The sequence below is a fragment of the Ruegeria sp. G10 genome (assembly GCF_056533645.1).
The window spans coordinates 1-25,995 of record NZ_JBQFOQ010000016.1 but is presented as its reverse complement, the minus strand read 5'-3'; the positions used below and the strand labels follow the sequence as shown (position 1 = coordinate 25,995).

The 25,995-nt window shown below is 60.6% G+C and carries 22 protein-coding genes and 1 tRNA gene; 15 read left to right on the top strand and 8 right to left on the bottom strand.

Translation table 11 applies throughout. From position 1 onward, the window contains the following. Positions 1-104: 104 nt before the first annotated feature. From ACR0KM_RS19485 to ACR0KM_RS19445, 9 genes are all read left to right on the top strand, one after another. On the top strand, positions 105-2,318 hold the full coding sequence (locus tag ACR0KM_RS19485; RefSeq protein ID WP_480861322.1) for an ATP-binding protein: 2,214 nt from the start codon (positions 105-107) through the stop codon (positions 2,316-2,318). Positions 2,319-2,455: 137 nt separating this feature from the next. Next, positions 2,456-3,562, top strand: a complete 1,107-nt coding sequence (locus ACR0KM_RS19480) for a cytochrome-c peroxidase (protein ID WP_480861323.1) — start codon at positions 2,456-2,458, stop codon at positions 3,560-3,562. Between the two features lie 11 nt (positions 3,563-3,573). After that, positions 3,574-4,758, top strand: coding sequence for a cytochrome-c peroxidase (locus ACR0KM_RS19475; RefSeq protein ID WP_480861324.1), 1,185 nt, complete (start codon positions 3,574-3,576; stop codon positions 4,756-4,758). A gap of 5 nt (positions 4,759-4,763) precedes the next feature. Further along, positions 4,764-5,333 carry an arsenate reductase (azurin) small subunit gene (locus ACR0KM_RS19470; protein WP_170724694.1) on the top strand — a complete coding sequence of 190 codons (570 nt, stop codon included), beginning with the start codon at positions 4,764-4,766 and terminating at the stop codon, positions 5,331-5,333. A 13-nt stretch (positions 5,334-5,346) separates the two neighbouring features. After that, a complete protein-coding gene (locus ACR0KM_RS19465; protein ID WP_480861325.1) occupies positions 5,347-8,028 on the top strand; it encodes an arsenate reductase (azurin) large subunit in 2,682 nt (893 codons plus the stop codon). Positions 8,029-8,172: 144 nt separating this feature from the next. Continuing rightward, positions 8,173-10,380 (top strand): HEAT repeat domain-containing protein, encoded by a 2,208-nt coding sequence (locus tag ACR0KM_RS19460; protein ID WP_480861326.1) that lies wholly within the window; start codon positions 8,173-8,175, stop codon positions 10,378-10,380. Positions 10,381-10,395: 15 nt separating this feature from the next. Beyond that, on the top strand, positions 10,396-10,881 hold the full coding sequence (locus ACR0KM_RS19455; RefSeq protein WP_480861327.1) for a plastocyanin/azurin family copper-binding protein: 486 nt from the start codon (positions 10,396-10,398) through the stop codon (positions 10,879-10,881). Continuing rightward, entirely contained in the window at positions 10,874-12,118 is a 1,245-nt protein-coding gene (locus tag ACR0KM_RS19450; RefSeq protein WP_480861328.1) for a molybdopterin molybdotransferase MoeA, read from the top strand. The genes ACR0KM_RS19455 and ACR0KM_RS19450 overlap by 8 nt, the downstream gene beginning before the upstream one ends. 105 nt (positions 12,119-12,223) lie before the next feature. After that, entirely contained in the window at positions 12,224-12,949 is a 726-nt protein-coding gene (locus tag ACR0KM_RS19445) for a response regulator (protein ID WP_480861329.1), read from the top strand. Here ACR0KM_RS19445 and ACR0KM_RS19440 read toward each other — a convergent pair. From ACR0KM_RS19440 to ACR0KM_RS19420, 5 genes are all read right to left on the bottom strand, one after another. Continuing rightward, positions 12,946-13,464, bottom strand: a complete 519-nt coding sequence (locus tag ACR0KM_RS19440; RefSeq protein WP_480861330.1) for an N-acetyltransferase family protein — start codon at positions 13,462-13,464, stop codon at positions 12,946-12,948. The two genes, ACR0KM_RS19445 and ACR0KM_RS19440, sit on opposite strands and share 4 nt — an antisense overlap. Continuing rightward, entirely contained in the window at positions 13,461-14,015 is a 555-nt protein-coding gene (locus ACR0KM_RS19435; RefSeq protein ID WP_480861331.1) for a helix-turn-helix domain-containing protein, read from the bottom strand. The genes ACR0KM_RS19440 and ACR0KM_RS19435 overlap by 4 nt, the downstream gene beginning before the upstream one ends. 118 nt (positions 14,016-14,133) lie before the next feature. After that, positions 14,134-15,150, bottom strand: a complete 1,017-nt coding sequence (locus tag ACR0KM_RS19430) for a Fe(3+) ABC transporter substrate-binding protein (protein WP_480861332.1) — start codon at positions 15,148-15,150, stop codon at positions 14,134-14,136. Positions 15,151-15,401: 251 nt separating this feature from the next. Beyond that, positions 15,402-15,527 (bottom strand): type B 50S ribosomal protein L36, encoded by a 126-nt coding sequence (ykgO, locus tag ACR0KM_RS19425; RefSeq protein WP_005648635.1) that lies wholly within the window; start codon positions 15,525-15,527, stop codon positions 15,402-15,404. Positions 15,528-15,619: 92 nt separating this feature from the next. Further along, positions 15,620-15,694: transfer RNA gene (locus tag ACR0KM_RS19420), tRNA-Val, on the bottom strand. A gap of 149 nt (positions 15,695-15,843) precedes the next feature. Here ACR0KM_RS19420 and ACR0KM_RS19415 point away from each other — a divergent pair. Further along, positions 15,844-16,716 carry an N-formylglutamate amidohydrolase gene (locus tag ACR0KM_RS19415; RefSeq protein ID WP_480861333.1) on the top strand — a complete coding sequence of 291 codons (873 nt, stop codon included), beginning with the start codon at positions 15,844-15,846 and terminating at the stop codon, positions 16,714-16,716. A 1-nt stretch (position 16,717) separates the two neighbouring features. Here ACR0KM_RS19415 and ACR0KM_RS19410 read toward each other — a convergent pair whose 3' ends face one another. Further along, the gene (locus ACR0KM_RS19410) at positions 16,718-17,971 is read right to left on the bottom strand and encodes a DNA polymerase IV (RefSeq protein ID WP_480861334.1); all 1,254 of its coding nucleotides are present in this window, start codon (positions 17,969-17,971) and stop codon (positions 16,718-16,720) included. A gap of 345 nt (positions 17,972-18,316) precedes the next feature. Beyond that, positions 18,317-19,021 carry an orotidine-5'-phosphate decarboxylase gene (gene pyrF / locus ACR0KM_RS19405; protein WP_480861335.1) on the bottom strand — a complete coding sequence of 235 codons (705 nt, stop codon included), beginning with the start codon at positions 19,019-19,021 and terminating at the stop codon, positions 18,317-18,319. Between the two features lie 132 nt (positions 19,022-19,153). On the opposite strand from pyrF, the gene ACR0KM_RS19400 reads away from it, so the two are divergent. Next, positions 19,154-19,474, top strand: coding sequence for a hypothetical protein (locus tag ACR0KM_RS19400; protein WP_480861336.1), 321 nt, complete (start codon positions 19,154-19,156; stop codon positions 19,472-19,474). Here ACR0KM_RS19400 and ACR0KM_RS19395 read toward each other — a convergent pair. After that, the gene (locus ACR0KM_RS19395; RefSeq protein ID WP_480861337.1) at positions 19,471-19,998 is read right to left on the bottom strand and encodes an isopropylmalate isomerase; all 528 of its coding nucleotides are present in this window, start codon (positions 19,996-19,998) and stop codon (positions 19,471-19,473) included. The two genes, ACR0KM_RS19400 and ACR0KM_RS19395, sit on opposite strands and share 4 nt — an antisense overlap. 235 nt (positions 19,999-20,233) lie before the next feature. Between ACR0KM_RS19395 and clpB the strand changes: the two genes are divergently transcribed. From clpB to msrQ, 4 genes are all read left to right on the top strand, one after another. Continuing rightward, positions 20,234-22,852, top strand: coding sequence for an ATP-dependent chaperone ClpB (gene clpB / locus ACR0KM_RS19390; RefSeq protein ID WP_480861338.1), 2,619 nt, complete (start codon positions 20,234-20,236; stop codon positions 22,850-22,852). 154 nt (positions 22,853-23,006) lie between these two features. Next, positions 23,007-23,999, top strand: a complete 993-nt coding sequence (locus ACR0KM_RS19385; RefSeq protein WP_480861339.1) for an NAD(P)H-dependent flavin oxidoreductase — start codon at positions 23,007-23,009, stop codon at positions 23,997-23,999. Between the two features lie 182 nt (positions 24,000-24,181). Then, complete coding sequence (msrP, locus tag ACR0KM_RS19380) at positions 24,182-25,084, top strand: protein-methionine-sulfoxide reductase catalytic subunit MsrP (RefSeq protein ID WP_480861340.1); 903 nt, start codon at positions 24,182-24,184, stop codon at positions 25,082-25,084. A 4-nt stretch (positions 25,085-25,088) separates the two neighbouring features. After that, on the top strand, positions 25,089-25,703 hold the full coding sequence (msrQ, locus tag ACR0KM_RS19375) for a protein-methionine-sulfoxide reductase heme-binding subunit MsrQ (protein WP_480825142.1): 615 nt from the start codon (positions 25,089-25,091) through the stop codon (positions 25,701-25,703). Positions 25,704-25,995: the final 292 nt, after the last annotated feature.

Genomic DNA, 25,995 nt, shown 5'->3' with positions numbered 1-25,995 from the left:
GCCGCGCGCAAGGGCCGCAGCGACCGGATATTGCGAAAGAACACGCTGGCGGCCACAACGCGTCAACACATGAACGCAGGTCCAAACCCGAGGCTGGCGCAGACATGACCGACGAGACCGAATCGCCGAAGACTTACCTCAGACGCCTGCTTGCGGTTGCGTTCGGTATCGGCGTGGCATTGTTGGTGATCCTGTCAGCGTTTCTGTATATGTCACGTGAGACCGGTGGGCGCATTGGGGATATGCGGCAAGCTTGGCAAAGCTATTCGTCCGAAACCACACCGCGCGGATACTGGATTTCCGATATCCGCGAGTATTTCGGCTATGGCGGTCTGATTCACAACTTCAAGAACTATGTGCTGCGCCATGACCCAGAATATGGCCCAACCCTGCGGCAGCAATCTGACAATCTGCTGGACACGATCGAAGCCTATCGCGCGGCGAACCCCTCTGCCGGCGAGTTGCAGGCCCTGAAGCGGATCGAGGACGTGGCTCATGAGTACATCGGCAACGTCCCCCGCATCGAAGCGGGCATTGCGGCAGGGCTGAACGCCGAGGAAATTGATGCGCTTGTCCGGGTCGATGACAGCGATGCGCTGGCGGCGCTGGCGACTTTGGAGCAACTCTGGATCGCCGAGCGCGATCGCAGCCTCACCGGGATGGTGCGCGCGTTTTCCGATGGCGAACGGCTGGTGCGCAACTTCTCGGTCCTGCTGGTCGGTTTGATCGTCGTCGTGGGTGTGATTGCGGTTTTGACGACCTTGCTGATTGCGAACATCCTGCGCACCAATCACCGCTTGCAGACAGAGCTTGCGCTGCGCGAACAGGTCGAGTTGGCGGAACGCAAACTGGCGCGCGCTGTTGAACAAAGCCCGGCTTCGATCCTGATCACCGACACGGATCTGAAGATCGAGTACGCCAACCGCAAGTTCTTTGAGCTTAGCGGTTATACTTCGGACGAAGTGTATGGCCATACGCCGCGCATGCTTCAATCAGGCCATTCCGGGCAGGGCGTCTATAGCGATCTGAAAGAGCGTCTGGCGCATGGCCAGAGCTGGTACGGGGTTTTTCGGAACCTGCGCAAGGATGGAACACACTACTGGGTCTCGACAGCCATCTTTCCGTTGGTTGGGCAGGATGGGACGATCACGCACTATATTGGCATCGGCGAGGACCTGACCGAGGCGCGCCGTACAAACGAGCAATTTGCGCAAGTCCAGAAAATGGAAGGCGTTGGCATTCTGGCGGGCTCGGTCGCGCATGATTTCAACAACGTGCTCATGAGCATTACCGGAAACGCCGATCTGATCGAGATGGATGCAGATGAGAACGCCGACATCCAGACGTCGGTCAACCATATTCGCATCGCCGCACGCCGGGCACAGGCTTTGGTGCGCAAGATGCTCACTTTCGCCCGACAGCGCCCGCGCAACCCGACGCGCGGTGATATGGTCAAGGCCACGCAAGAGGCGCTGGATCTGATATCGGTATCCGCGCCGCCAAATGTCGAAACGCGATTTGACGTCGACCTCGACCAGGCGTTCTCGGATTTTGACGGGACCTTGTTCTTCCAGACCCTGCTGAACCTTTGCCACAATGCTTTCGAGGCGATGGGCGATCAACCCGGTGAAGTTGTGCTGCGCATCTCCAAGGCAGAAAGCGATGCGCTGGATGATCTTCCGGACGAGGCCATCGGGGTCATCCGCCTGGATGTCCAGGACACCGGCCCCGGCATGTCGGCCGAGTTGCAGCAGCAGGTATTCGAGCCATTTTTCTCGACCAAGCCGGTGGGTAAAGGGACCGGTCTTGGCCTGACCATCGTTCGCAACAGCGTCGAAGAATGTCATGGCCGGGTCGAGCTACAGTCCGCACCCGGCGAGGGCACCCTCTTCAGTCTGTTCTACCCGCTCATGCCTGCACTCAACCAGACCGAACAAGCCGAGGTCGCGGCGATTACCGGACAAGAGCGGGTCTTGTTGGTCGATGATGACGAAAACGTACTTTACGTAACCCGCACCTTACTGACCCGCTACGGGTATCGGGTCGAGGCGTATTCCGACCCCCTGAAAGCAAAGGATGCGTTTGAAGCGGCACCTGACAGCTATGATGTGATTGTGACCGACCTCAAAATGCCCGGGCTTATGGGGACAGGTCTGATCGACTCGGCCCGGGATGCACGCGGTGATGTTCCGGCGATTCTGATCAGTAGTTATTTCGATGACATGGATAAGTTGTCAAACGCCGATAATCTTATAATGGCGCAAAAACCGATAGAAATACAACAGCTTGCAAGGTTTATCCGGGCTTCGGTTGGCTAGGCGTCGTTACATTTCTTAACATCTTTTCACGGTCTTTAACCCTGATCAAATCACCACGAAACATCTGCCCCTTAGGTTTCGCTTAGCCGATCCTCGTCCAAACCGAGTGATCGGAATAGCGAAAAAGGGGCTTTTAGATGATGACCAAAGCCAGAACATGGTTCTCGGCGCTTTCGACAGTTTCGCTGCTGACGATGGGCGTCGCGTTCCCGGTTCACCAGGCCCAGGCGGATGAGCCGGGCCCGGTAGAAGCCATTGAGTTCGATCCTGCCAAGGCGGCACTTGGCAAACGACTTTTCTTTGATCCGCGCCTGTCGGGCGACGGCGCGCTGGCCTGTGCCAGTTGCCACCAGCCGGAAAACGGGTTCACCGACGGGCAGGCCCTGTCGGATGCCTATACCGGCAACCTGCATTTCCGCAACGTGCCGACGCTGATCAACAGCGCCAAGCGCGCCGCGTGGTTCCATGACGGGCGCATAGGCACCAACCTCAACGACGTGACCCGCGAAAGCATCACCGAGACCTATCTGATGAACATGGACATGCGTCTGATGCAGGAACGCATCAAGCAGGACCCGATCTATGTCGAGATGTTCGAAGCCGCCGGATTTGGCGAGCCTTCGAACGGTGGTGTCCGCAACGCGATCCCGGAATATCTGAAAACCCTGATCTCGCGCGGCGCACCGTTTGATTCAGGCGAGATGTCGGACGAGGCGAAGGCAGGCTATGAGCTGTTCAACGCCAGCGGCTGTAATTCGTGCCACTCGGGCGAGCGGTTCACGGATGACCTGCCGCACAATATCGGCGTTGGCGACAATCCCGACATCTGGGCGGACCCGACACGTCACATCACCTTCGTGACGATGATGAAATTCCTCGGCGTCGAGAATTACATGAACCTGCGTGCCGATCCCGGTGCCTATATCCGCACCCACACCGCCGACACTTTCGGCACCTTCATGACCCCCACACTGCGTGAGCTGACCTATACCGCTCCGTATATGCACAACGGCACGATGGAAACGCTCGAAGACGTGGTGGCCTTCTACAACGCCGGTGGCGGTGATGATGAGAACAAGGATCCGCGCATCAAGCCGCTTGGCCTCAACGAGACCGAACAAGCACAGCTGGTGGCCTTCCTTAAGGCTCTGTCCGGCGCGCCGCTGACCGGTCCTGACTTCGTCGCCGAGGACATCGATACGGATTATGCGCCGATCGAAAACTGGCGCGAAACGACAAACTGAGGAGTGGACCCATGAAAGACCTTAAGTCTTACCTTTCAGGCACAATCGCCACCGCTGCCTTGTTTGCCGCCATCGGTTCGCAAGCGTTTGCTGCGGACAGTATGGAGATTGAGGCCGGTATCGGCGGGGCAGACCCTGACCCCGATGCGCCGCTGGTGGCGCTGGGCGAGCCTCCAATTCCGCTGGACAACCCGCAGACCGAGGCCAAGATCGAACTGGGCAAAATGCTGTTCTTCGATCCGCGTCTGGGCGGGAATGAGACAACGCCCTGTTCGGCCTGTCACCTGCCCGATGTGGGCTGGGACGTCGAGGCACCGATTTCGTTCGGCTATCCCGGCACGACCCACTGGCGCAACAGTCAGACCATCGTGAACTCGGCCTATTACGGAAAACTGTTCTGGGCGGGTTCAAGTAAAAGCCTTGAAAGCCAGGCCAAATCTGCCGCTGGTGGTGCGGTTGCCGGTAATGGCGAGGCCGACATGATGGAGGCCCGTCTGGCCTTTGTCCCCGAATATGTCGAACGCTTTAACGATGTCTTCGGCGATCAGTGGCCGCGCATCGGCAACGCATGGCGGGCCATCGCCGCGTTTGAACGCACCATCGTTCAGACCGACACGCCCTTCGACAACTACCTGCGCGGGGATGATGCGGCGCTGACCGACGAACAGAAACGCGGGCTGGAGCTGTTCACCGGCAAGGCCCAATGTTCCGAATGCCACAACGGTGCGCTGTTGTCGGATGAGAAATACTACAACACCGGCGTTCCGCCCTATAGCGGCTGGGAAGATGACGGTCTGGCGCAGATCACCTTCCGGTATGAGCTTTATTCAAAAGGCTCGACCGAGGATTTCTATCGCCACACCAAGGACGACCCCGGCTTCTATTTCCGCACCAAGGAAAAGGCTGATCTGGGCAAGTTCCGCACGCCTTCGTTGCGCTACACCCTCTATACCGAACCCTACATGCATAACGGCATGTTGGAGACGCTCGAGGATGTGGTCGAGTTCTACAACCAGGGCGGCGGCGAGAATGAATTCGCAGCAACCAAATCCGATCTGATCCAGCCGCTTGGCCTGAACGATCAGGAAAAAGCGGATCTGGTGGCCTTCCTGAAATCCCTGTCCGGAGACGAGATCTTGGTCGAAGAACCTGATCTGCCGGATTACCAGCCGCTTCCGGCGGCAGCAGAGGAGTAAGCGTCATGAAAGATCATAACGCAACCGGATGCAGCTGTTCGGGTGAGGCCAAAAAGGCCTGCACCGTGAACCGCCGCCAGTTCCTGTTCGCCTCGGGCGCAACAACCTTTGCCGTGATGGTGGCCATGCCCACACGTCACGGTCAGGCTGAACAGGTGCCCGCACTTGTATCGACCTATCCGCGCAAGCTGATCGGCAAACTGTCCGAACTGGAACAGGATGTCCCGGTCGAGTTCTACTACCCCGATGAGGGCGATTATTCGGACTCGATCCTGGTCAAGACCGGCGTGGAAAGCGGCGGCGGCATTGGTCCGCAAAAGGACGTTGTGGCCTTCAACCTCACCTGCACCCACCAGGGCGGGTCGATGTATGACAGCTACAAGCCTGAACATAAGGTGCTGGGCCCGTGCCCGCTGCACCTGTCCACCTATGACGTGACACGGCACGGCATCCTCGTCTCGGGGCAAGCCTATCAGTCGCTGCCGCAGGTCCTTTTGGAACTGGACGGTGACGATATCTACGCCGTTGGCATGTTCGGCCTGATCTACGGCCGTTACGACAACCTCATTGCATAAGGGAAACGGAATCATGGCAACCCCGTATTACGTACCCGAAACCAACGTCCCGCTGCCGCCCAAAGGGGCCGAGGTCATCTCGACCGCCTGCGACTACTGCATCGTGGCCTGTGGTTACAAAGTCTACCGCTGGCCCGTGACGGCCAAACCCGGTGGCCCAACTGCGGACGAAAACGCCTTTGGCGAGGATTTTCCCGTTGCACCGCTGGGTGCATGGGTCGCGCCGAACCAGCACAACATCGTTCTGCACAAAGGTCAGCCGCACCACGTCGTCATCATCCCTGACAAGGACACGCAATACGTCAACACCGACGGCGACAGCTCCTTGCGGGGCGGGTGTATCGCGCAGAAATGCTATAACCCGCAGACACCGACTCGTGACCGTCTGAAGACACCGCTGATGCGGATCTATGGCACGCTGATGCCGGTACCGTGGGATCTGGCGCTGGATGTGGCGGCTGAGGTGGGCAACCACGTCATCGCCAAACACGGCACCAATGCTTATGGTGTGAAAACCTTCAGCTATCAGTACATCGAGAACACCTATGCGATCTCGAAATACGCGCTGCGTCATATCAACACCGCGAACTTCACCTTCCACGACACGCCGTCCGACGTGACCTCAACCCCCGGTTTCCGGGACGCGGGTTTCGACAACTTCGGCCCGTCGTATGAAGACTGGCGGGATGCGGAAACCCTTCTGGTCTGCGGCACCGACCCGTACGAGACCAAGACCATCCTCTATACCCAGTGGATGATGAAGGGGATGCAGAACGGTCAGAAGGAAATCTATCTGATCCCGCGCCGGTCTGCCGGTGTGGCCCATGCTGAGAAAATGGGCGGTCTGCATATCGACGTTCTGCCCGGTACCGACCTGCTGGTCGTCAACGCCATCGCCCGCGTCATCGTGGAAAATGGCTGGGAAGACAGCGACTGGATCAAGAAATGGGTCAATAACAAGTGGGAGAGCTCGTCCGGCTTTGGTCAGGGCACCCGCAACACGCCATGGCAGTGGCGGACGACTTGGGGCAAGTTCCAGACCGCAGGGTTTGAGGACTGGAAAGAGTGGCTGCTGTCGCAAGACGAGTTCTCGCCTGAAAATGCTGCCGCCATGGCCGAAATCGACGTGCAGAAAATCTATACTGCCGCCGAATGGCTGGCCAAACCCAAGGCGGATGGCACGCGACCCAAAACCTCGGTCATGATCGAGAAAGGGTTCTACTGGTCCAACAACACCGGCAACACGCAGGCGATCTCGGCTCTGGGTATCATCTGTGGCTGTGGCGGTCGTCCGGGTCAGGTCATTGGCCGGGCCGGTGGTCACCAGCGGGGCGGCGTGAAGGGCGGGAAATACCCGCGCAACAAATCGCCCGAGAAACTGCCCGGTCGCCGTCGCCGCGCTATGGATACCGACCGGTATCTGATCGCAGGTCATACCCGTATGGCCCATGTGATCGGCACCACATGGATCCAATCCATGTGTGGTTCGCAGCAACTGGCCGACAAGTTCGAGGAACTGACCGTCCGCAACCCGCACCAGATCGCCAGCTTCGATAAGCAAGAGATGATCGACACGCTGAAGGCCCGTGCCGACAGCGGCGGTATGGTGGTGATCAACCAGGACATCTATTTGCAGGACCCGATCGGCAACCGCTACGCCGACATCGTGTTCCCCGCAGCAACCTGGGGCGAAGAAGACTTCCTGCGCGCCAACGGCGAACGCCGTCTGCGGCTGTACCAGAAGTTCTATGATGCCCCCGGTGCGGCGAAGCCCGACTGGTGGATCATTGCGCAACTGGCACAGCGGATGGGCTTTGACGGGTTCGACTGGCAGAACTCGAACGAAGTCGCGGAAGAGGCCGTGCGCTTTACCCGCGGGTCGCGCAAGGACTTCCACGCGGTGCACCGTCTGGCCAAGAAAGAGGGCAAGACCCTGCACCAGAAGGTCCGTGAGTTCGGCACCGACGGTGTGCAATGCCCGGTCATGCTGGATGCCGATGGCGTCACGCTGATTGAAACCAAGCGTCTGCACGACACAACCCGCGAACTGCCCGAGACCGGTGCGGCTGGTGCGGATGTGTTCAACAAGAAGCTGACGCATTTCAACAGTCAGACCGGCAAGTGCAACATCCAGAAATCGCCGTGGAACCTGTTCTCGGACTATTGGGAATGGCTGAAACCCAACAAGGAAGAAGGCGAGTTGTGGGCGACCTCCGGTCGGATCAACGAACGCTGGCAGTCCGGCTTTGACGACCGTCGCCGCCCGTATATCGTGCAGCGCTGGCCGGAAAACTGGGTTGAGATTCACCCCGATGATGCGGCTGAACGTGGCATCGAAAGCGGCGACTATGTGATGGTCTATTCGGAACGTGTTCCGGGCAACAAGACCACGCTGCTGGGTGTGGAAGGCGACGACTTCCAGTTCTCGAAACTGATGGAGAACGGGCATATCGAACTGACCAAAGCGGCGATCACCGCCGTGGCCATGGTCACGCCCGCCATCAAGAAAAGCGTTGTTTACATGGACTTCCTGCACATGCAGCAGCCCGCAAACGCGCTTGAGGGCCGGATCGTCGACTGGATCAGCGGCAACTACAACTACAAGATGGGCGTTGCCAAGCTGCGGAAACTGGGGCCGAGCCCCTACAAGACCTCGTTCCGCACGATGTCCTTCGCACCGCGCGACATCGCCTGATGTCTTTCCGGGGGGCGGTCGCCATGCCGCCCCCCGGGTCTGGTCCCACTGCAGAAGGGACCACATGGAAGGCAGGCTTCGGTTGGGAAACCTGCCTTCCACTTTCACCCAACCTCTCCCAACGCAAAACATGGCAGACCCGATATGAACATGCATTCCGATACCGCCCTGCGAGATGAGGCCATCAGCCTGTTCTCGGACTACGCAAAATCCGACTATGACGTGATCCGCCTGCGCGCCATTCAGGCCCTGACCGCCATTGGTGCCGCCAACAGCCCCGCACTGGTCGAGGCGCTGCTGGACGATGACGAAGACGTGCGCCAGGACGCGGCGCAGGCGCTGGGCGCGCTGGGCGTTCAGGACGCAGCACCGCAACTGCTGGAAAACCTGATCCACGATCCTTGCGGCGAGGTGAAGCTGGCCTGCGTGACCGCTCTGGCCGAATTGAAGTCCGAAGATGCCGCACCCTACCTGCGCACCCTTGTGACTGGACGCGGCGAGGACATCACGTGGGACGAGGACGAGCTGCATCAAGACGAATGGGACGACTGGCTGGACACCCAGATCGCAGCCATCAAGGCGCTGGGTCGCATGGGCGACGCTGCCGCCATTGAGCCCATCGTCATGGCGCTGATGGACGAAGACGGGCAAGAGCTGGGCGATGTGGCGTGCGAGGCGCTGGGCCGGATCGGCCAGCCCGCTGTGCCGACGCTGGGCGTGTTCGCCCAATCCCAAAACCGCCGCCTGCGCCACCGCGCCTTGCGCACGCTGGCCACCATCGGCGGGGCCGAAGCCGAAGCGATCCTACGCAAGGCCATCGCCGACAAGGACGGCGCCGTGCGCCTGATCGCCTATGAGGCCCTGATGCCCGGCGATCCCGCGCTGGTCGAACAGGCGCTGACGGATGCGGTCGAAGATATTCGCATCGCGGCGCTGAACCAGTCCGGCTTCTCCGAACCCGAACTGCTGGACCGCATGATGCGCGACCCTGGTGCCAAGGTGCAGCTGGCGCTGCTGGATCGGCTGGACCGCGACACGCCTATTGCCGACCAAGAGGACCTGCGCTGGCAGGTGCTGGATTTCCTCGCCACCGGTCAACAGCCCGAGGTGTCCGCGCAAGCGCTGGGCCTGCTGGCGGCGCTGGCCCCGGACCTTGTGGCCGACCGGCTGAACGCGCTGTTTTCGGTCGATGCGGACGACCTCAAGGCCGAGCGTATCCAATGGGCCATCGTCGACGCGCTGGCGACCTCGCCCTTGCGCGAGGCGGCGGAATGGCTGCAACGCGCCTGCCGCGCGCCCTTCCGGTCGGTGCGGCTGAAGGCCATCGCATCTCTGGCGATGATCGTCACCGATACGGACCGCCCGCATGTGAACCAACAACAGGGCCGCGAATTGCTGCTGTCCTTCGCGCTGGCCCCCATGCCCATGGCCGCCGAGGAAACTCCGGAAGAAGAGACCCCGCAAACCGACATCGCCGCGCTGGAAGAGGCCGGGCTGGATGTCTCGGAAGGCGGTGAGAACGGCCCGACCTCAAGCCTCGGCGCGATCCTCGGTCACGACGCCATCGCGGCGGAAATGACGCAGGAGGCGCAAGAGGATGAGGTGCAACCGCTGACCCCCCGCGAACAGGCGCTGCTGGCCAAGGCCACCCGCCACCCCAAACGCCGCCGCGTCGCGCTGGACGACAATGCCGAAGCGCTGGAGTGGGAAACCCGCCTCTCCGCCATCCGTCTGCTGGGTGAGGTGCCGGGGATGCAGATCATGCTGGCCCAGATCGCGCAGGACCCCGAGACCGAGATCGCGCAACAGGGCTTCTCGGCACTGGCCGCCGCAGTCACCCGCAACGGTGTGGAACTGGAGCAGGATCAACTGGTGGACCTGATTACCAAGGGCCTGTCGCACACCGACTCGTCCCTTTCGCTGCAGGCCCTGAAACTGCTGCAACAGGCCGATCTGCCGCCGCAGGACAGCCTGCGCGGCAAGCTGCGGGCGATGGTGAAAACCGGAGATACCGCCTTCCGCATCGACGCAATGCAGATCCTGACCCGCTGGGACGGCACCCCGGACGTGGCGCGCAGCCTGTTGGATGATGTCTCGGCCCCGGTGCGGCAGGCGGCCATGCGGCTCTTGTCGGAAACCGCGCCCGATCAGGCGGGGGCGGCCATCGTGCCCTTCCTGATGGCCAACCCCGAGCAGCGGATTGTGACCTATGTCAATGACAGCGCGCCTGCGGTGGTGTCCATTGGCCGCCAATTGCTGACCGAACTGCGCGACGAAGGCCGCCGCGCGCAATGGCCGGTGATGATCTGTGCATTGGCCGACCTGCTGGGGACCGACTCCCGGGCGGCGTGAACCCCGGAGGGACCGATGAACATATCGCTGAAACTGACTGCGGCGATCCTGGCGGGGGCCATCGCGTTTGGCCCCGCCGCACAGGCCGACGACATCCCCGAGGTCGCGGTGGTGCATCAGATCATCGACCTCAACGCCGATACCCCGGCCCATGCGTTCCGGTTCGAACCCAGGTTCCTGCAGGTCCCCGCAGGGGCAACCGTGCGCTTCAAGGGCTCGACCGGGCGGCATACCGTGACCGCCATCACCCGCATGATCCCCGTTGGTGCCCGCAGCTTTGAAATTCGTGGCAAGCCCGAGATGGATGTGAGCTTCGAGAAAGAGGGCGTCTATGGCATCCGCTGCCGTGTGCATGGCCGCCACGGCATGGTGATGCTGCTGGTCGTTGGCGACCCCAGCTCGAACCTCGAAGAGGCCAAGGCCTACCTGCCCAAGCTGGGTGAGGCCGAGCAAGCCGGTTTCGAAGAACTCTTCGCCTATATGGAGGCCCAAAATGGCTGATGGATGCGCCTGCGACCGCCACGCCCATATGTACCTGACCGTTGACGACGCGCTGCGGCGTGGGCTGTCCGTTGCTGACCCCCTCACGGACACCGAAACGCTGCCGCTGACGCAGGCCATCGGTCGGGTATTGGCCGAGGATTGCACCAGCAAGGTCGATATGCCCGCTTTTGATAATTCGGCGATGGACGGCTATGTGCTCCGAACCGCCGATTTGGGTGAGGGGCCGCTGTTCGAACTGCCCGTCGCCGGGCGCATCGCCGCCGGAGATAGCGGTGCACATGACGCGCCCCAAGGCAGCGCCCTGCGCATCTTCACCGGCGCGCCGGTGCCGCCCGAATTCGATGCGGTGCTGATGCAGGAAGACTGTGACGCGACCCCGGACCGCATCCGCTTTAGCCGCCGCCCCAAACCCGGCCAGCACATCCGCCGCGCGGGCGAAGACCTGAAGGCCGGTGCGCCCATCCTGCGGCGTGGTTGCGAGATCACTGCGCGCGAAGCCGCCGCGCTGGCCTCGTCGGGATACGGAGAGGTCAAAGTCTACCGCAAGCTCAAGGTCACCATCTTCTCGACGGGCAGCGAACTGCGTCAGCCGGGTGAAGACCTCGGCCCGGGTCAGATTTACAACTCGAACCGCTATATGCTGCTGGCGCTGCTCGACAAGCCGTGGATCGACCTGACCGACCGTGGCCCCGTTGTGGACAAGCCCGCGCTGCTGGAACAGGTCCTGCGCGAAGCTTGCGAGACGTCCGATCTGATCATCACCACCGGCGGCGTCTCGGTCGGCGACGAAGATCACATGCCACGCCTCTTTGCCGAGATCGGCGGCGAGGTCGATGTGATGAAGGTCGCCATGAAGCCCGGCAAACCGATTATGTTTGGCCGTCGCGGCGATGCGCTTTACGTGGGCCTGCCCGGCAATCCGGTTTCGGCCTATGTCACATGGCAGATCATCGGATCGCAAATGATGGCCCGCCGCGCCGGTCTGCACCGGTCCGATCGCTCTCCGGAACACGCCGTTCTGGCCGAGCCGTTGGAGCGTCGTGCCGGTCGTCAGGAATACCGCCCCGTGCGCATCGACGGGATCGCCCCCGACGGCACGCCGCGCCTACGGCTGATGGCGGCTTCGTATAGCGGTCGGGTTGCGCTCTTGGCGCAGGCGGACGGTCTGGCGGTTATTCGCGCCGAGACCCAGGCGCTGCCAGCCGGCGAGGCGCTGGACTTTATCCGGTTCTGACGCGGTGCTGTCCCTATGACCTTTTCTGTCCAGCGCTTGCAAGGTCAAAGCGCCTGCGGCTACAACACTCTTGCGCCAGCTGAATCAGCCTGCTCGGAAGCCCGTATGGTCAAAGAACATATCCTTGTTGTTGATGACGATCCGCAGATCACATCTTTCTTGCAGCGCTATCTGGAAAAGCAGGGCTGTCAGGTCTCTTGCGCGGCGGATGGCACCGCCATGGATGCGGTGCTTGCGCGGGAAGAGGTTGATCTGATCCTGCTGGATATCGGCCTGCCCGGGCGCAACGGGTTCGACATCACGCGCGAACTCAGGGTCAGTTCGAACATTCCCATCATCGTGCTGTCCGGTCGGGATGAGATCTTCGACCGCGTCGTCGGGCTGGAATTCGGGGCAGATGACTACATCACCAAACCTTTCGAGGCGCGCGAGGTTCTGGCCCGTATCCGCACCGTTCTGCGCCGCGCCCGCCCCGAGGACAAACCGGTCAACGGGGCCGAGATGCCTCTGATCGCCTTCGGAGACTGGGTGCTGAACCTAAACGAGCGCACCCTGATCGCGCAGGGCGCCGAGGAGAGCACCGCCCTGACCACGACAGAGTTCGATGTGTTGCAAGCTTTTGTCACCAATCCGCATATGGTGTTCTCGCGCGATCAGTTGCTGGACAAGGCGCGCGGGCGCGAGACCATCGTTGGGGACCGCACCATCGACGTGCACGTTGCCCGCCTGCGCAAGAAGATTGAACCCGATCCGGCTGCACCGACCTTTATCAAGACCGTTCACGGAATTGGTTATTGCTTTGCCGCCAATGTGCGCAAAACCGGCGGCTAGATCAGGTCCTTGTACATGTAGGTGGTGGGCTCCAGCCGATCCTCAAACGGGTTGCGGCAGTAGTTCGGGATTTCTCCGGCGATTTGAAAGCCCATCGATTGGTAGAGCAGCCGCGATGGGTCCGAGCTCCGCGTATCCAGCACCAAAGTGCTTCTACCCAGCTCAGCCGCGCGATCCTGCAGAGTTGTCATCAAGGCCCGGCCCAGCCCGCGACGGCGGGCGTCGGGATGGACCAGCAGCTTGGCCACATCCGCCCGATGGGGTTGGTTCGGCATGGCGGCGGGGATCAGTTGCACCGTGCCTTGAATGCGCCCTGCCTCATAGGCGACAAACAGGTCCAGTGTTTCAGATTGCAGGTCTGGATACACGCGATCCTGCCAATAGGCGCGCGCTTCGTCCTGCGAGAACGGCAGGATGAACCCGATGCTGGCCCCGGTGTGCACGCAAGCGTGCAGGATGTTTGCCAGGTCCGGCAGGGCGCCTTCAAAATAGGTCGGGCTCAGGCGCGTGATCATATCAGAACCAACAGATACCGCGCGCCGCGGTTGGGTGCGGTCTCGAAGCGGGTGGGCCCTGACAGGTGATAGCGCAGGCAATCGCCGCCGCTCAGCACTTGTTCGGTGCCATCCACCGTCAGCGTCAGCCCGCCGTCCAGCAGGATCAGATGATGTTCCTGGCCCGGCTTGGGCGGTGTGTCATAGCTGATCACGGTGCCGGGGGGCAGGTGACCCTCCAACACCTCGCCGCTCAGCCCAGAAGCCGGGGGCGAAACCGACCGGCGCGTAAAACCGGTCTCGGGGTCGCGCCATTCGGGTTGGCGTTCGAAGGGTACACGGGGGTCGAAACTGTCCTCGACCATCATCAGCAGGCGCGACATGGGCAGGCCATAGGCGGCACATAACCGGCCCAGCGTTTCCGCCGTCGGGCTGACCTCGCCCTTTTCCATCCGCGACAGGGTCGCCCGGCTGATGCCGCTGTGTTCGGCCAGCTGCTCCAGCGACCAGCCGCGACCTTGCCGCAGCTCATTCAATCGTGCGGCAAGACGATGCGCAAGGTCATCCAACATGGGCAAATATGGGAATCATGATCATATTTGGGATTATTGGTTAAATTAAAATCATACGCAAACAAAAAAAGAGCGCAGCTTGCGCCGCGCTCTTCCGATTGTCCAAATGGGATGGAGTTTACTTCCAGCCAACCTCGTTAAAGATTTTCTGCGCTTCGGGGATGTTCTTGGCAACCTCGGACAGGTTCACTTCGTCGGCCTTGAACTCACCCAGCGCGGCCACGTTCTCGGCCAGCGCCGCGCCTTCTACGGCGGGGTATTCATCGTTGCCGTTTGAGAAATAAACCTGCGCCTGATCGCTGGCCAGGTATTCCAGGAACTTGACCGCGTTGTCCTTGTTGGGTGCGTTCGCTGCCACACCTGCACCCGACAGGTTCATATGCGCGCCCTCGGCATCCTGTGCGGGGAACTGCACACCTATCATATCGATGTCGGCGCTGAGCCCTTTCACATCCTTACGGATCGCACGCGCAAAGTAGTAAGAGTTCGATACGGCGATCTCGCACTCGCCCGATACGATGCCGCGCAGCTGATCGGTGTCACCACCCTGAGGGTCACGCGCCATGTTGGCAACGACACCTTCGGCCCAGGACTTCGCGGCCTCGGTCCCGTGATTGGTGATGATCGAGGCCAGCAGAGTCTGGTTATAGGTGTTGCTGGACGACCGGATGCAGACCAGACCTTTGTACTCGGGCTTAGCCAGATCCAGATAGGTTGTCGGCGGATTGGCCACCTCGGCCTTATCGAAGAAGATAATCCGCGCGCGCTGCGAGAAGCCATACCACTGGTTGTCATCGTCCTGCAGGTTTGCCGGGATGCGCTCTTCCAGAGTTGCGCTGTCTACGGCCTGCAGAAGGCCGGCATTCTTGGCACGGGCCAGACGCGAGGTGTCAACGGTCAGAAGAATGTCAGCGGGAGAGTTCGCGCCCTCGGCCCCCATGCGCGCGATCAGCTCGTCAGCTTTGCCTTCAATGCGATTGATCGTGATGCCGGTGGCCTCTTCGAAGTCGGAATAGAGACGTTCGTCCGTGTCGTAGTGGCGTGAGGAATAGAGGTTCAGCTCACCTTCGGCAGCTGCAGAAGTCGCAATCAGTGCCGTCAGCGCGGCGGCGATACAGGTAGAGGATTTCAGCATGATGTGTCCCAAGATTAGAATACGCTGCGGGCAATAACCCGACTGATTTGGTCAATTAAACGATTCCGTGGAAGATGCAAGAAATTCCGACAAAATTAGTTGGTCAAATTGTCACTGTGGATGGCGGGGCGTATCTGCGAAAGGGAACGTTTCGAAAATCGGGATGCGATCGGGGACTGGTCATGAACCAGCCGAAAACAAAAAAAACCGCGCTGAGTCAGCGCGGTTTTTCTATTCGGAATGTGCCGTTCTCAGCCTTGGCGTGCTTTGAACTTGCGCTGCGTCTTGTTGATCACGTAGACGCGGCCTTTGCGACGCACAACCCGGCAATCACGGTGCCGGTTCTTGAGCGAGCGGAGCGAGTTCTTGACCTTCATGGGTCTGTCTCCAATCTGCGGCGCCTTCATCAAAGACGTGGCCAGCGCCTGGGTTAATCGGGTGCCCCGGGAAGTCCGGAACAGTGAATTCATGGTGGGCGGTACAAGGATCGAACTTGTGACCCCTTCGATGTCAACGAAGTGCTCTACCGCTGAGCTAACCGCCCATGAAACCGTTGCAAGACCTGCCCCATAACGAAATGGGGCGCGGAACCCCGCGCCGGTAGCGGGGTCTATAAAAGGAGTCGTTGGGGGGATCAAGGGGTTTGGAAGAACTATTTTCCGGTCTATGTTCAATGCGAATAACGGAGAGCTCATGACCAAACCCGCATCCAACGCTGCCTATCTATTGGATATGCCTGCCGAGCGCACGTCCTGCGTGGTATTTGCCTCTCCGCACAGCGGCAGAACCTATCCGGGGTCTCTGTTGCAGCGGTCGGTTCTGAACCGGCATGCGATTCGCTCGTCGGAAGATGCCTATGTTGACCAGCTGTTCGATTCTGCCGCTGCCTTTGGCGCGCCGTTGCTGGCGGCGTCGATGCCACGGGCCTATCTTGACCTGAACCGCAGCGCGGATGAGCTGGACCCTGCCTTGATTCAAGGCGCGCGGCGGCAAGGGCACAACCCGCGTGTCGCGTCCGGGCTGGGCGTGATCCCCCGCGTGGTTGCGAACGGGCGCGCGATCTATGACGGCAAGCTGACGATGGACGAGGCGCGGCTGCGCATAGACACCTATTGGCGACCCTATCACCAGCGTCTCAAGTCACTGCTGGGCGAATCGCACGCGGCGTTCGGGCAGGCGATTCTGATTGATTGCCACTCGATGCCGCATGAGGCCGTAGCCATGGCCAGTGGTGCCCGAAGTTCTAGGCCCGAGATCGTGTTGGGTGATCGATTCGGAGCCTCCGCCTCGGGTGTGATCGTTGATCAGATCGAGGCAGCTTTCGCCTCGGCCGGTTTGAACGTGGTGCGCAATACACCCTTTGCCGGGGCCTATGTCACCCAACGCTATGGGCGCCCTGCACGCCATCAGCACGCCATTCAGATCGAGATCGACCGATCCCTCTATATGAATGAAGGGACGATCCAGCCGAACGGCAATTTCCAAGCCTTCCGGGATCTGCTTCGGCAGGTGACCGCGGAAATCGCGGCGATCGGGGCCGAACCTCAGCAACTGGCGGCTGAATAGATCAGCGCAACGCGCGCCCCTTTACGATGGCATCTGTCCCGAACCGCCGCCGGATTTCATCGGTGGCGCGTTCCGCTTGCGACCGCTGCGCGGCACCGGGGTCAAGCAAATCGCCCGAGATATCCGCCTGATCCTCGGGGCATAGATCGGATAGGCCGCAGCCCAGCAGTCGATAGGGCCCTTGATCGCCCACCTGATCAAACAGGTTGCGGGCGGTTCGGTAAATCCGGTCGGCGATCTGGGTGGCATCCCGCAAGGATACTCGGCGCGTGATGATCTTGTGATTGGCCCGCTTCAGCTTCAGCGTCACCACACGCCCGGCCAGCCCTCTGGCTTTGGCGCGATCGGCTACCTTCTCGGACAGGCGCCAGATGTGCCCGTCCAGAATATCGGTGCTGGCGGTATCTTCGAAAAACGTGGTCTCGTTGCTGATCGACTTCATCGGCGTATGGGCCGAGACCCGGCGTTTGTCCTGCCCCCGTGCGAGATGCCACAGGCGGTACCCCATCGATCCGAACCGCGCCGTCAGCGCCTCTTGATCCCAGCGCAGCAGATCGCTGAAGGTGCGAATGCCCGCCCGTTCCAATGTGTCCTGCGCCGCCGGACCGATGCCCCAAATCAGGCGCACCGGTTTGTCGTGCAGGAATTCCGCCGTCTCGGCCTTGCCGATTACCGAGAATCCGCGCGGCTTGTCGAGGTCCGAAGCTACCTTGGCCAGAAACTTGTTATGACTCAGCCCGATCGAGCCCGTCAGCCCCAGTTCATTCTTCATCCGTTCGACCAGCCGCGCCAGCATCACCGCAGGTGGCGCGCCGTGCAGGCGCTGGGTGCCCGACAGGTCCATGAAGGCCTCGTCCAGCGACAAGGGCTCCACATCCGGCGTCAGCTCATCCATCATCGCCCGGATCTCGCGCGAGACGCTGGCATACAGCGACATACGCGGCCTGATCACCACCGCATCGGGGCATAAAGCCAGTGCCTTGAACATTGGCATCGCCGAGCGCACGCCGCGAATGCGCGCGACATAACAGGCGGTGGACACCACACCGCGCTTGCCGCCGCCGATAATCACAGGCTTATCGGCCAGCTCGGGGTTTTCGCGTTTTTCAACCGAGGCGTAGAATGCATCGCAATCCATATGCGCGATGGTCAGGTCAAACAGTTCAGGATGGTGTTTCACGCGCGGGCTACCGCAGGACGGGCACCGCCGCTCGTCGGTCAGGGTGGTCAGGCAATCTCGGCAAAGACCGGGCATTCCGTATTCCGCGCTCCACTCGGTTCTGGTCGGGACGATGTTTATACCAGTGTGTGTCGGTGAGCAAAAGCGCGGTTGGTTTCTGGACAAGAAAACCCCCCGCATCGGCGGGGGGAAAGGTAACGGACCTCAGGAAGAGACGGCCCGTTGGGGAGTGTCTTGCCCCGAGACTCGCGCAAATTGGGTGTTTTCGATAGGTGCAAGCGCTGCTTGCTGGAACTCGAATGTTTCATGTGTGTTTTCGGGCACAGGGTCGATTTGGCGCAGAACGAGCGGAAACTGACCTAAGGTCAACTGCTTGCAGGGCGGAGCTGCGGTGGTTTGCACCTGCTTCCGCCCTGCCTGTTAGTGCCGTGTCAAGGAATTTAACTCGTTCAGAACCGCCTCGGCTGCGGCTTTCGGATCGTCTGCCTGATAGATTGGGCGGCCCACGACGATATGGTCCGCGCCGTCGCCAATGGCGCTGGCCGGGGTTGCCACGCGTTTCTGATCGCCCAAGGCTGCGCCCGCCGGGCGCACGCCGGGGGTGACGATCAAACGGCCCTGGGCTTGAGGCAGGGCGCGGATCAGCGCGGCCTCTTGCGGGCTGGCGATGACGCCATCGGCCCCGGCCTCGAACGCCTTTGCTGCGCGTTCGACCACCAGCTCCTGCACGTCGCCCGCTTTCAGCAGGCTGGCATCCAGATCGTCACGGTTCAGCGAGGTCAGGATGGTCACCGCCAGAATCCTCAGGTCCTTGCCGGATGCCCCTTCCTTGGCCGCGCGCACCACATGCGGGTCGCCATGCACGGTCAGGAAATCCAGATCGAACTGCGCCAACCCGCGCACGGCGTTTTCCACCGTGTTGCCGATGTCGAACAGCTTCATGTCCAGAAAGATGCGCTTGCCGTGATCTTGCTTCAGCTCATTGGCCAGCGCCAGCCCGCCGCCCGTCAGCATCCCCAGCCCGATCTTGTAGAAGGATACGGCATCCCCCAGCCGCTCGGCCATGGCCAGCCCCTGCAGGGCGTTGGGAACATCAAGGGCTACGATCAGGCGATCATCGGACATGGGCGGGCTCCTTTTTGGCAAACGTCTGCGTCCTAACGGGTTCCGCGTGCTCTGTCCATCTGGGTGACGCAGGTCACGCATAATTTCCGCCGCTATGTTATGTTGGCAGCATTCAAAACAAGGGACACAGTGATGAAGAAGATATTTGTGATCGGCGCAGCCCTGATGCTGGCCGCCTGCGACGATGCCCCCGAAAGCGATCCGCCGGAAACAAGCGCCGCCCCGGCCCCGACCAATGACAACCTGCCGCTGTCGGGCGGTTACCGGTCCGAGGATGACTGGTGCCAGCTGACCGGCGAAAGCGCCTTTACCATCGACTTCCTGGATCACACCGCCGATCTCGTCTCGTGCCCCACCGGCAGCAGCGCCGAGCAATCGCTGGTCGAGATGTATGACGCCCGGAAAATGGCTGAGACCGGAGGTTATTCCGTCTATTCCATACCGCGCGGCTAAGTTCGCCGGGCAACCCATGCGGCATTCAGCGCGATCAGGGTGATGCCCGACAGCTCCAGCAACCAGTTGATGCGGATCGATAGAATTTCGGCGCTGATCAGAGCGTCGAAATTGTGGAACCCCGCTGCGCGAATGAGAACGAAGCAGATCAGAATGATGAACCCGATCAGCGCTATACCCACTTCGCGCAGATGCTTGCGAAGCAGCCACAGGCTGACAAGTGCGGCCCAGGCCCCGCTGAACAATACGACAATAATAAAGCCGATCTGGACCGAGCGGCGATCGTCGTACCAGCCCTGAAGCTGCGACAGACATCGTGCTGTTGCGGTCAGGGCTGATTGCAGATCAAGTTGTTTATTGATCATGAGCGCAAACAACAGCAGCGACAGGATCAGCCAGAACCAGCGGGCACCTGAAGAACGTAGGGCTCTTAGACACAAGAGTGCGGCGATCGCATAGGCCGCAACGGTGAGCCATCCGATCAGGCTGGGATCGCCAATTGTGGGCGACCATTGTTGTGTCAAACAGGTGCGGAGTTCAGTCAACAAGATCAGTGGGTGCCGCTTTAGAAGCCGAGTTCTTATCATTGTTTTGTGACAAACGGCTAGGGTTTTGCAAGCGCGGAATTTTGACTGCGTAATTGTGACAAAACACTCTTGAATACACGTCGATATTACCCAGATTGAATGTGAGGCCCAGACCGACGCGTGCCGCCAAGCGGGCGCATCAAATTCAGGGCGCTTGGAAAAGGAGAATAATATGGACTTGAACAAGTTCACCGAGCGGGCACGAGGCTTCGTGCAGGCGGCGCAGACCATTGCGCTGCGCGAAGGGCACCAAAGATTGGAGCCCACACATATACTCAAGGCATTGATGGATGACGATCAGGGGCTGGCCAGCAACCTGATCACCCGCGCAGGCGGCGCGCCGAACCGCGTGGTTGAGGCGCTGGATGCCGCGATGGGCAAGATCCCCAAGGTCAGCGGTGACGCGAGCCAGATTTACATGGACGGCCAGACCGCCAAGGTTCTGGACGAAGCCGAGAAGATCGCCACCAAGGCGGGCGATAGCTTTGTGCCGGTCGAACGGGTGCTGATGGCGCTGTGCATGGTGAAATCCAAAGCCAAGGACGCTTTGGAGGCCGGGGCCGTATCCGCCCAGAAACTGAACGAGGCGATCAACGATATCCGCAAGGGCCGCACCGCTGACACCGCGTCGGCAGAGGAAGGCTATGACGCGCTCAAGAAATACGCGCGCGACCTGACCGAGGCTGCGGCTGAGGGTAAGATCGACCCGATCATCGGGCGCGACGAGGAAATCCGCCGCTCGATGCAGGTTCTGTCACGCCGTACCAAGAACAACCCGGTTCTGATCGGGGAACCCGGCGTCGGTAAAACCGCGATTGCCGAGGGCATGGCCCTGCGCATCGTGAACGGCGACGTGCCTGAATCGCTGAAGGACAAAAAGCTGTTGGCGCTCGACATGGGCGCGCTGATCGCTGGCGCGAAATACCGCGGTGAGTTCGAAGAACGCCTGAAGGCTGTTCTGACCGAAGTGACCGAGGCCGCCGGTGAGATCATCCTGTTCATCGATGAGATGCACACGCTGGTCGGCGCCGGTAAGTCCGACGGCGCGATGGATGCCGCCAACCTGATCAAGCCCGCGCTTGCCCGGGGTGAGCTGCATTGTATCGGCGCGACCACGCTGGATGAGTACCGTAAATACGTCGAAAAAGACGCAGCCCTTGCGCGCCGGTTCCAGCCCGTTGTCGTGGCCGAGCCAACCGTCGAGGACACGATCAGCATCCTGCGCGGCATTAAAGAAAAGTACGAGCTGCACCACGGCGTTCGCATCTCGGATTCTGCACTGGTTTCGGCGGCGACCTTGTCGCATCGCTATATCACCGACCGGTTCCTGCCCGACAAAGCCATCGACCTAGTCGATGAGGCGGCTTCGCGTCTGCGGATGGAGGTGGATTCCAAGCCCGAGGAACTCGATCAGTTGGATCGCCAGATTCTGCAAATGCAGATCGAGGAAGAGGCGCTGAAGCTGGAAGATGATGCGGCATCGAAAGATCGTCTGGACACCTTGCAAAAGGATCTGGCCGACCTGCAGGAGCAATCCGCCGAGATGACCGCCCAATGGCAGGCCGAACGTGACAAGCTTGCGGGCGCGCGTGATCTGAAAGAACAGCTCGACAAAGCGCGTGCCGATCTGGAGATCGCCAAGCGTGAGGGCAATCTGGCGAAAGCCGGCGAGCTGTCCTATGGCGTCATCCCCGAGCTTGAGAAAAAGCTGACTGAGGCCGAAAACGCCGAAAGTAACGCCATGATGGCCGAGGAAACGGTGCGTCCGGAACAGATCGCTTCGGTGGTCGAACGCTGGACGGGTATCCCGACCTCGAAAATGCTGGAAGGCGAGCGTGAGAAACTGCTGCGGATGGAAGACGATCTGCATTCCCGCGTGATCGGACAGGATGCGGCGGTGACCGCCGTTGCCAACGCCGTGCGCCGTGCGCGCGCGGGCCTGAATGACGAGAACCGCCCGCTGGGCAGCTTCCTGTTCCTCGGGCCGACAGGCGTCGGGAAAACTGAGCTCACCAAGGCTGTGGCGAACTTCCTGTTCGACGACGACAACGCGATGGTGCGTATCGATATGTCCGAGTTCATGGAGAAACACGCGGTTGCCCGTCTGATCGGCGCCCCTCCGGGCTATGTCGGTTATGACGAAGGCGGTGTGCTGACCGAAGCGGTGCGGCGCAGACCCTATCAGGTCGTGCTGTTTGACGAGGTTGAAAAGGCGCACCCGGACGTGTTCAACGTGCTGCTGCAGGTTCTGGACGATGGCGTGCTGACCGATGGTCAGGGCCGCACCGTGGATTTCAAGCAGACGCTGATCATCCTGACGTCGAATCTTGGCTCGCAGGCGCTAAGCCAACTGCCCGAAGGGGCCGACAGCGCACAGGCGCGACGGGATGTGATGGACGCGGTCCGGGCACATTTCCGGCCTGAGTTCCTGAACCGTCTGGACGAGACCATCATCTTTGACCGGCTCAAGAGGGCTGATATGGATGGGATCGTCGATATCCAGATGGCACGCCTGCAGAAACGTCTGGCCGCCCGCAAGATCGAGCTGGCGCTGGACGATGGCGCCAAGGAATGGCTGGCGAACGAAGGCTATGACCCGGTCTTCGGTGCCCGCCCGCTCAAGCGTGTGATCCAGCGCGCCTTGCAGAACCCGCTGGCCGAAGCCTTGCTTGCCGGTGAGATTAGGGACGGCGAGACAGTGCCCGTGACCGCCGGGCCAGATGGCCTGATCATCGGCGACAGGCTGGGCACCTCGGACCGACCACGTCCGGATGATGCTGTGGTACACTAAAACGTGATACTCGGAAGACCCCGCCCACAGAGCGGGGTTTTCTTTTGCCTGCAGTTCCTGACTTGCCCAGATTTTGGTGACGCGAGCCCGAAGATAAGCTTGACGCGCGTTTCCCTGCCGCCAATGCTCATCTCTGATCTTGGGGAGAAGACTGTTGAACGCAAAGCTGCGCCACATCCTGAATGCTGAAAAACCCATTCTATCGGCCCCGATGGCAGGCGCGGCGGGGCCTGAGCTGGTGGCGGCGGTCTCGAACGCGGGAGGATATGGCGTAATCCCGCTTTGGGGCAGGCCGGTCGATCAGGTGCACATCGGGATTGATCAAATCCGCGCGCTGACGGACCGCAATTTTGCGGTCAACCTGAACCTCTCGTTTCCCTATGAGGACCAGTTGCGGGCCTGTATTGACCGGCAGGTCCATGCGGTCTCGTTGTTCTGGGGTATGGACGTTGCGGCGATCGAAACTGCCAAAGCCGGCGGTTTGGTTGTGCTGGCAAGCATTGGCAGCGCCGAAGAGGCCAAAGTGGCCGCCGATGCGGGCGCCGATGTGATTGTGGCACAGGGTTGGGAGGCCGGAGGCCATGTATGGGGGCAGGTGTCAACGATGGCCCTGATCCCTGCCGTTGCCGATGCGGTGCAGGTCCCGGTGATCGCCGCTGGCGGTATTGCCGATGGCCGAGGCATGGCGGCGGCGATGATGCTGGGCGCGTCCGGTGTCTGGATCGGGACGCGGTTTCTGGCAAGCCGCGAGGCAACGGTCCATCAAACCTATCTCGACCGGATATTGCAGGCCTCCGAGGCCCAGACCGAATGGTACCATGATCTCTATGACGGCGGCTGGCCGGATGCGCCGCATCGCGCTCTGGCCAACACGACCTCTGACAGGTGGCGGCAGGCGGGTCGCCCTGAAACCGGCACACGCCCTGACGAGCGACAGGTTATCGGACACCGCCCGACCGGAGAAGATGTGCTGCGCTATCAAAGCTACACCCCGCTGACCGGCACTACGGGCGACATCGAGGCCATGTCGCTTTGGGCCGGGCAGGGGGTCGCGCAGGTGCGTCGCGTTATGACTGCGGCTGACATTGTCAACGAAATCTACGATGATGCGCAGCGATTGGTGAACGGGACCGCACCCGTGCTTTGAGATGCAACCATTGCGTGTGGCCGCAGCCTCGCGAAGGCCAAGCAATGGTCTCCTCTTGCAAGGGGCGAAAGCCGCACCCGTTTCGTTACAGTCTCTTCGCTCAATCGTTACGCCGGTTTCCCTGGCTCTGTGCTATGAGCGGACTACCTCTACCCCGAGGCAGACTGTTTACGGAGACTTACATGGCGCACCGCTGGACCAACACATTGACACATGCCGACGTCACGCCAAGGGCGGCGTTTCTGAACCGGCGGCAAGTGATGGCCGGGCTGGCAGGTGTCGGGCTGGCTGGGATGGCGCGACCCGGTGCAGCGGCGGAAACGCTGGAGCCGAATACGTGGGAAGAGATCACATCATATAACAATTATTATGAATTCGGCACCCGTAAGGATGATCCGGCGAAGTACGCGCACACACTGGTGACCGAGCCCTGGAGCGTCACCATCGACGGTCTGGTCGACAACCCCGGAGAGTATGACTTTAACGACATCATGTCCGAGATGACCATTGAAGAGCGCATCTATCGCTTTCGCTGCGTCGAGGCGTGGTCGATGGTCATACCATGGGATGGGTTCGAACTGGCTGATCTGCTGAATATGGCGGGCGTCCAGGAGGGTGCGAAATACGTCGCCTTCGAGACGGCTTATCGCCCAGATGAAATGCCCGGGGTTGCTTTCCCGGTGCTTGAATGGCCCTATCGTGAAGGTCTGCGTCTGGATGAGGCGATGCACCCGCTGACGATCATGGCCACCGGCATTTACGGCAGGACGATCCCGAACCAGAACGGTGCGCCGCTGCGGTTGGTGGTGCCGTGGAAATACGGGTTCAAATCGATCAAATCCATCGTGCGCATCACCTTGACCGACACGCAGCCGCCCACCAGTTGGAACATGGCGGGCCCGCGCGAGTACGGGTTCTACAGCAACGTGAACCCGAACGTTGATCACCCACGTTGGTCTCAGGCGTCGGAACGGCAGGTAGGGGGCGGCCTGTTTGCCAAACGCGTACCGACCCTGATGTTCAACGGATACGAGGACGAGGTCGCCAGCCTTTACGAAGGTATGGATTTGGCCAAATACTACTGAGACCATGCAACGCCTCAATGACATCCTGCGCCGGGTCCCTGTCTGGGCCGTTTACATGCTGGGCGCTCTGCCTGCGCCGTGGCTATTCTATCAGGGGCTGACCGGAGGCCTCGGCGTGGAACCGATTGAGGCATTGGAGCATCAGTTTGGCGAGTTGGCGCTGCAGCTGCTGATTCTGGGTCTGGCGATTTCGCCTTTGCGGCGCTTTGTCGGGCTGAATCTGATGAAGTTCCGCCGGGCGATCGGTATCCTGACGTTTTCTTATGTATCGCTGCATCTGTTGGTCTGGCTGGTGCTGGACGTGCAAATCCCCAGCCAGATCTGGGCGGATATCATCAAACGGCCCTATATCACTGTCGGGATGGCGGGATTTGTTCTGATGCTGCCGCTTGCGATCACCTCAAATAACTGGTCGGTGCGCCGCCTCGGTCCACGTTGGCGCAATCTGCATCGTCTAACCTACGTGGCCGCGATTCTGGGGGCTTTGCATTATGTGATGCTGGCCAAAGGCTTTCAGATCGAACCATTGCTCTATCTGACGACGATTCTGGGCTTGTTGGCCCTGCGCCTGCCGATTCAGCCCTTTCTGATCCGCTTACGGCAGGTCGACTCCGCCTGACTCGGGGCCGAGTCTGTGGGTAAATGTGTGAATAAGCAGGTTTTGGTGCGATCTATCGCTTGTAGTTGGGGCGAAGATATGAGGACTGAATTACTTGTCTTGATCTAAGTTTTTGATAAGTAATGGATAAATAATAATTTCAGTTTTTTATCGAGTTTCATGTTTTTTCCACTTGCAGGTCTCGGACCCAAACCGTAAATACCCCTTCACCGGCGCTGCTGAGGTGGTTGCTGGGACGCTACGGTGGTGGCGGAGACGGGCCGGAGAGACGGTTGGACGCTCGGGAGAGACT

Excerpts from the sequence above, each read along its gene's own strand:
- ykgO (WP_005648635.1), bottom strand. The coding sequence starts at position 15,527 with ATGAAGGTCAAGAACTCGCTCCGCTCGCTCAAGAACCGGCACCGTGAT.
- pyrF (WP_480861335.1), bottom strand. The coding sequence starts at position 19,021 with ATGTCCGATGATCGCCTGATCGTAGCCCTTGATGTTCCCAACGCCCTG.
- ACR0KM_RS19475 (WP_480861324.1), top strand. The coding sequence starts at position 3,574 with ATGAAAGACCTTAAGTCTTACCTTTCAGGCACAATCGCCACCGCTGCC.
- ACR0KM_RS19410 (WP_480861334.1), bottom strand. The coding sequence starts at position 17,971 with ATGCCCGGTCTTTGCCGAGATTGCCTGACCACCCTGACCGACGAGCGG.
- ACR0KM_RS19465 (WP_480861325.1), top strand. The coding sequence starts at position 5,347 with ATGGCAACCCCGTATTACGTACCCGAAACCAACGTCCCGCTGCCGCCC.
- ACR0KM_RS19415 (WP_480861333.1), top strand. The coding sequence starts at position 15,844 with ATGACCAAACCCGCATCCAACGCTGCCTATCTATTGGATATGCCTGCC.
- msrP (WP_480861340.1), top strand. The coding sequence starts at position 24,182 with ATGGCGCACCGCTGGACCAACACATTGACACATGCCGACGTCACGCCA.
- ACR0KM_RS19470 (WP_170724694.1), top strand. The coding sequence starts at position 4,764 with ATGAAAGATCATAACGCAACCGGATGCAGCTGTTCGGGTGAGGCCAAA.
- clpB (WP_480861338.1), top strand. The coding sequence starts at position 20,234 with ATGGACTTGAACAAGTTCACCGAGCGGGCACGAGGCTTCGTGCAGGCG.
- ACR0KM_RS19480 (WP_480861323.1), top strand. The coding sequence starts at position 2,456 with ATGATGACCAAAGCCAGAACATGGTTCTCGGCGCTTTCGACAGTTTCG.
- ACR0KM_RS19440 (WP_480861330.1), bottom strand. The coding sequence starts at position 13,464 with ATGATCACGCGCCTGAGCCCGACCTATTTTGAAGGCGCCCTGCCGGAC.
- ACR0KM_RS19400 (WP_480861336.1), top strand. The coding sequence starts at position 19,154 with ATGAAGAAGATATTTGTGATCGGCGCAGCCCTGATGCTGGCCGCCTGC.
- ACR0KM_RS19445 (WP_480861329.1), top strand. The coding sequence starts at position 12,224 with ATGGTCAAAGAACATATCCTTGTTGTTGATGACGATCCGCAGATCACA.
- ACR0KM_RS19435 (WP_480861331.1), bottom strand. The coding sequence starts at position 14,015 with ATGTTGGATGACCTTGCGCATCGTCTTGCCGCACGATTGAATGAGCTG.
- ACR0KM_RS19455 (WP_480861327.1), top strand. The coding sequence starts at position 10,396 with ATGAACATATCGCTGAAACTGACTGCGGCGATCCTGGCGGGGGCCATC.
- ACR0KM_RS19460 (WP_480861326.1), top strand. The coding sequence starts at position 8,173 with ATGAACATGCATTCCGATACCGCCCTGCGAGATGAGGCCATCAGCCTG.
- ACR0KM_RS19485 (WP_480861322.1), top strand. The coding sequence starts at position 105 with ATGACCGACGAGACCGAATCGCCGAAGACTTACCTCAGACGCCTGCTT.
- msrQ (WP_480825142.1), top strand. The coding sequence starts at position 25,089 with ATGCAACGCCTCAATGACATCCTGCGCCGGGTCCCTGTCTGGGCCGTT.
- ACR0KM_RS19430 (WP_480861332.1), bottom strand. The coding sequence starts at position 15,150 with ATGCTGAAATCCTCTACCTGTATCGCCGCCGCGCTGACGGCACTGATT.
- ACR0KM_RS19450 (WP_480861328.1), top strand. The coding sequence starts at position 10,874 with ATGGCTGATGGATGCGCCTGCGACCGCCACGCCCATATGTACCTGACC.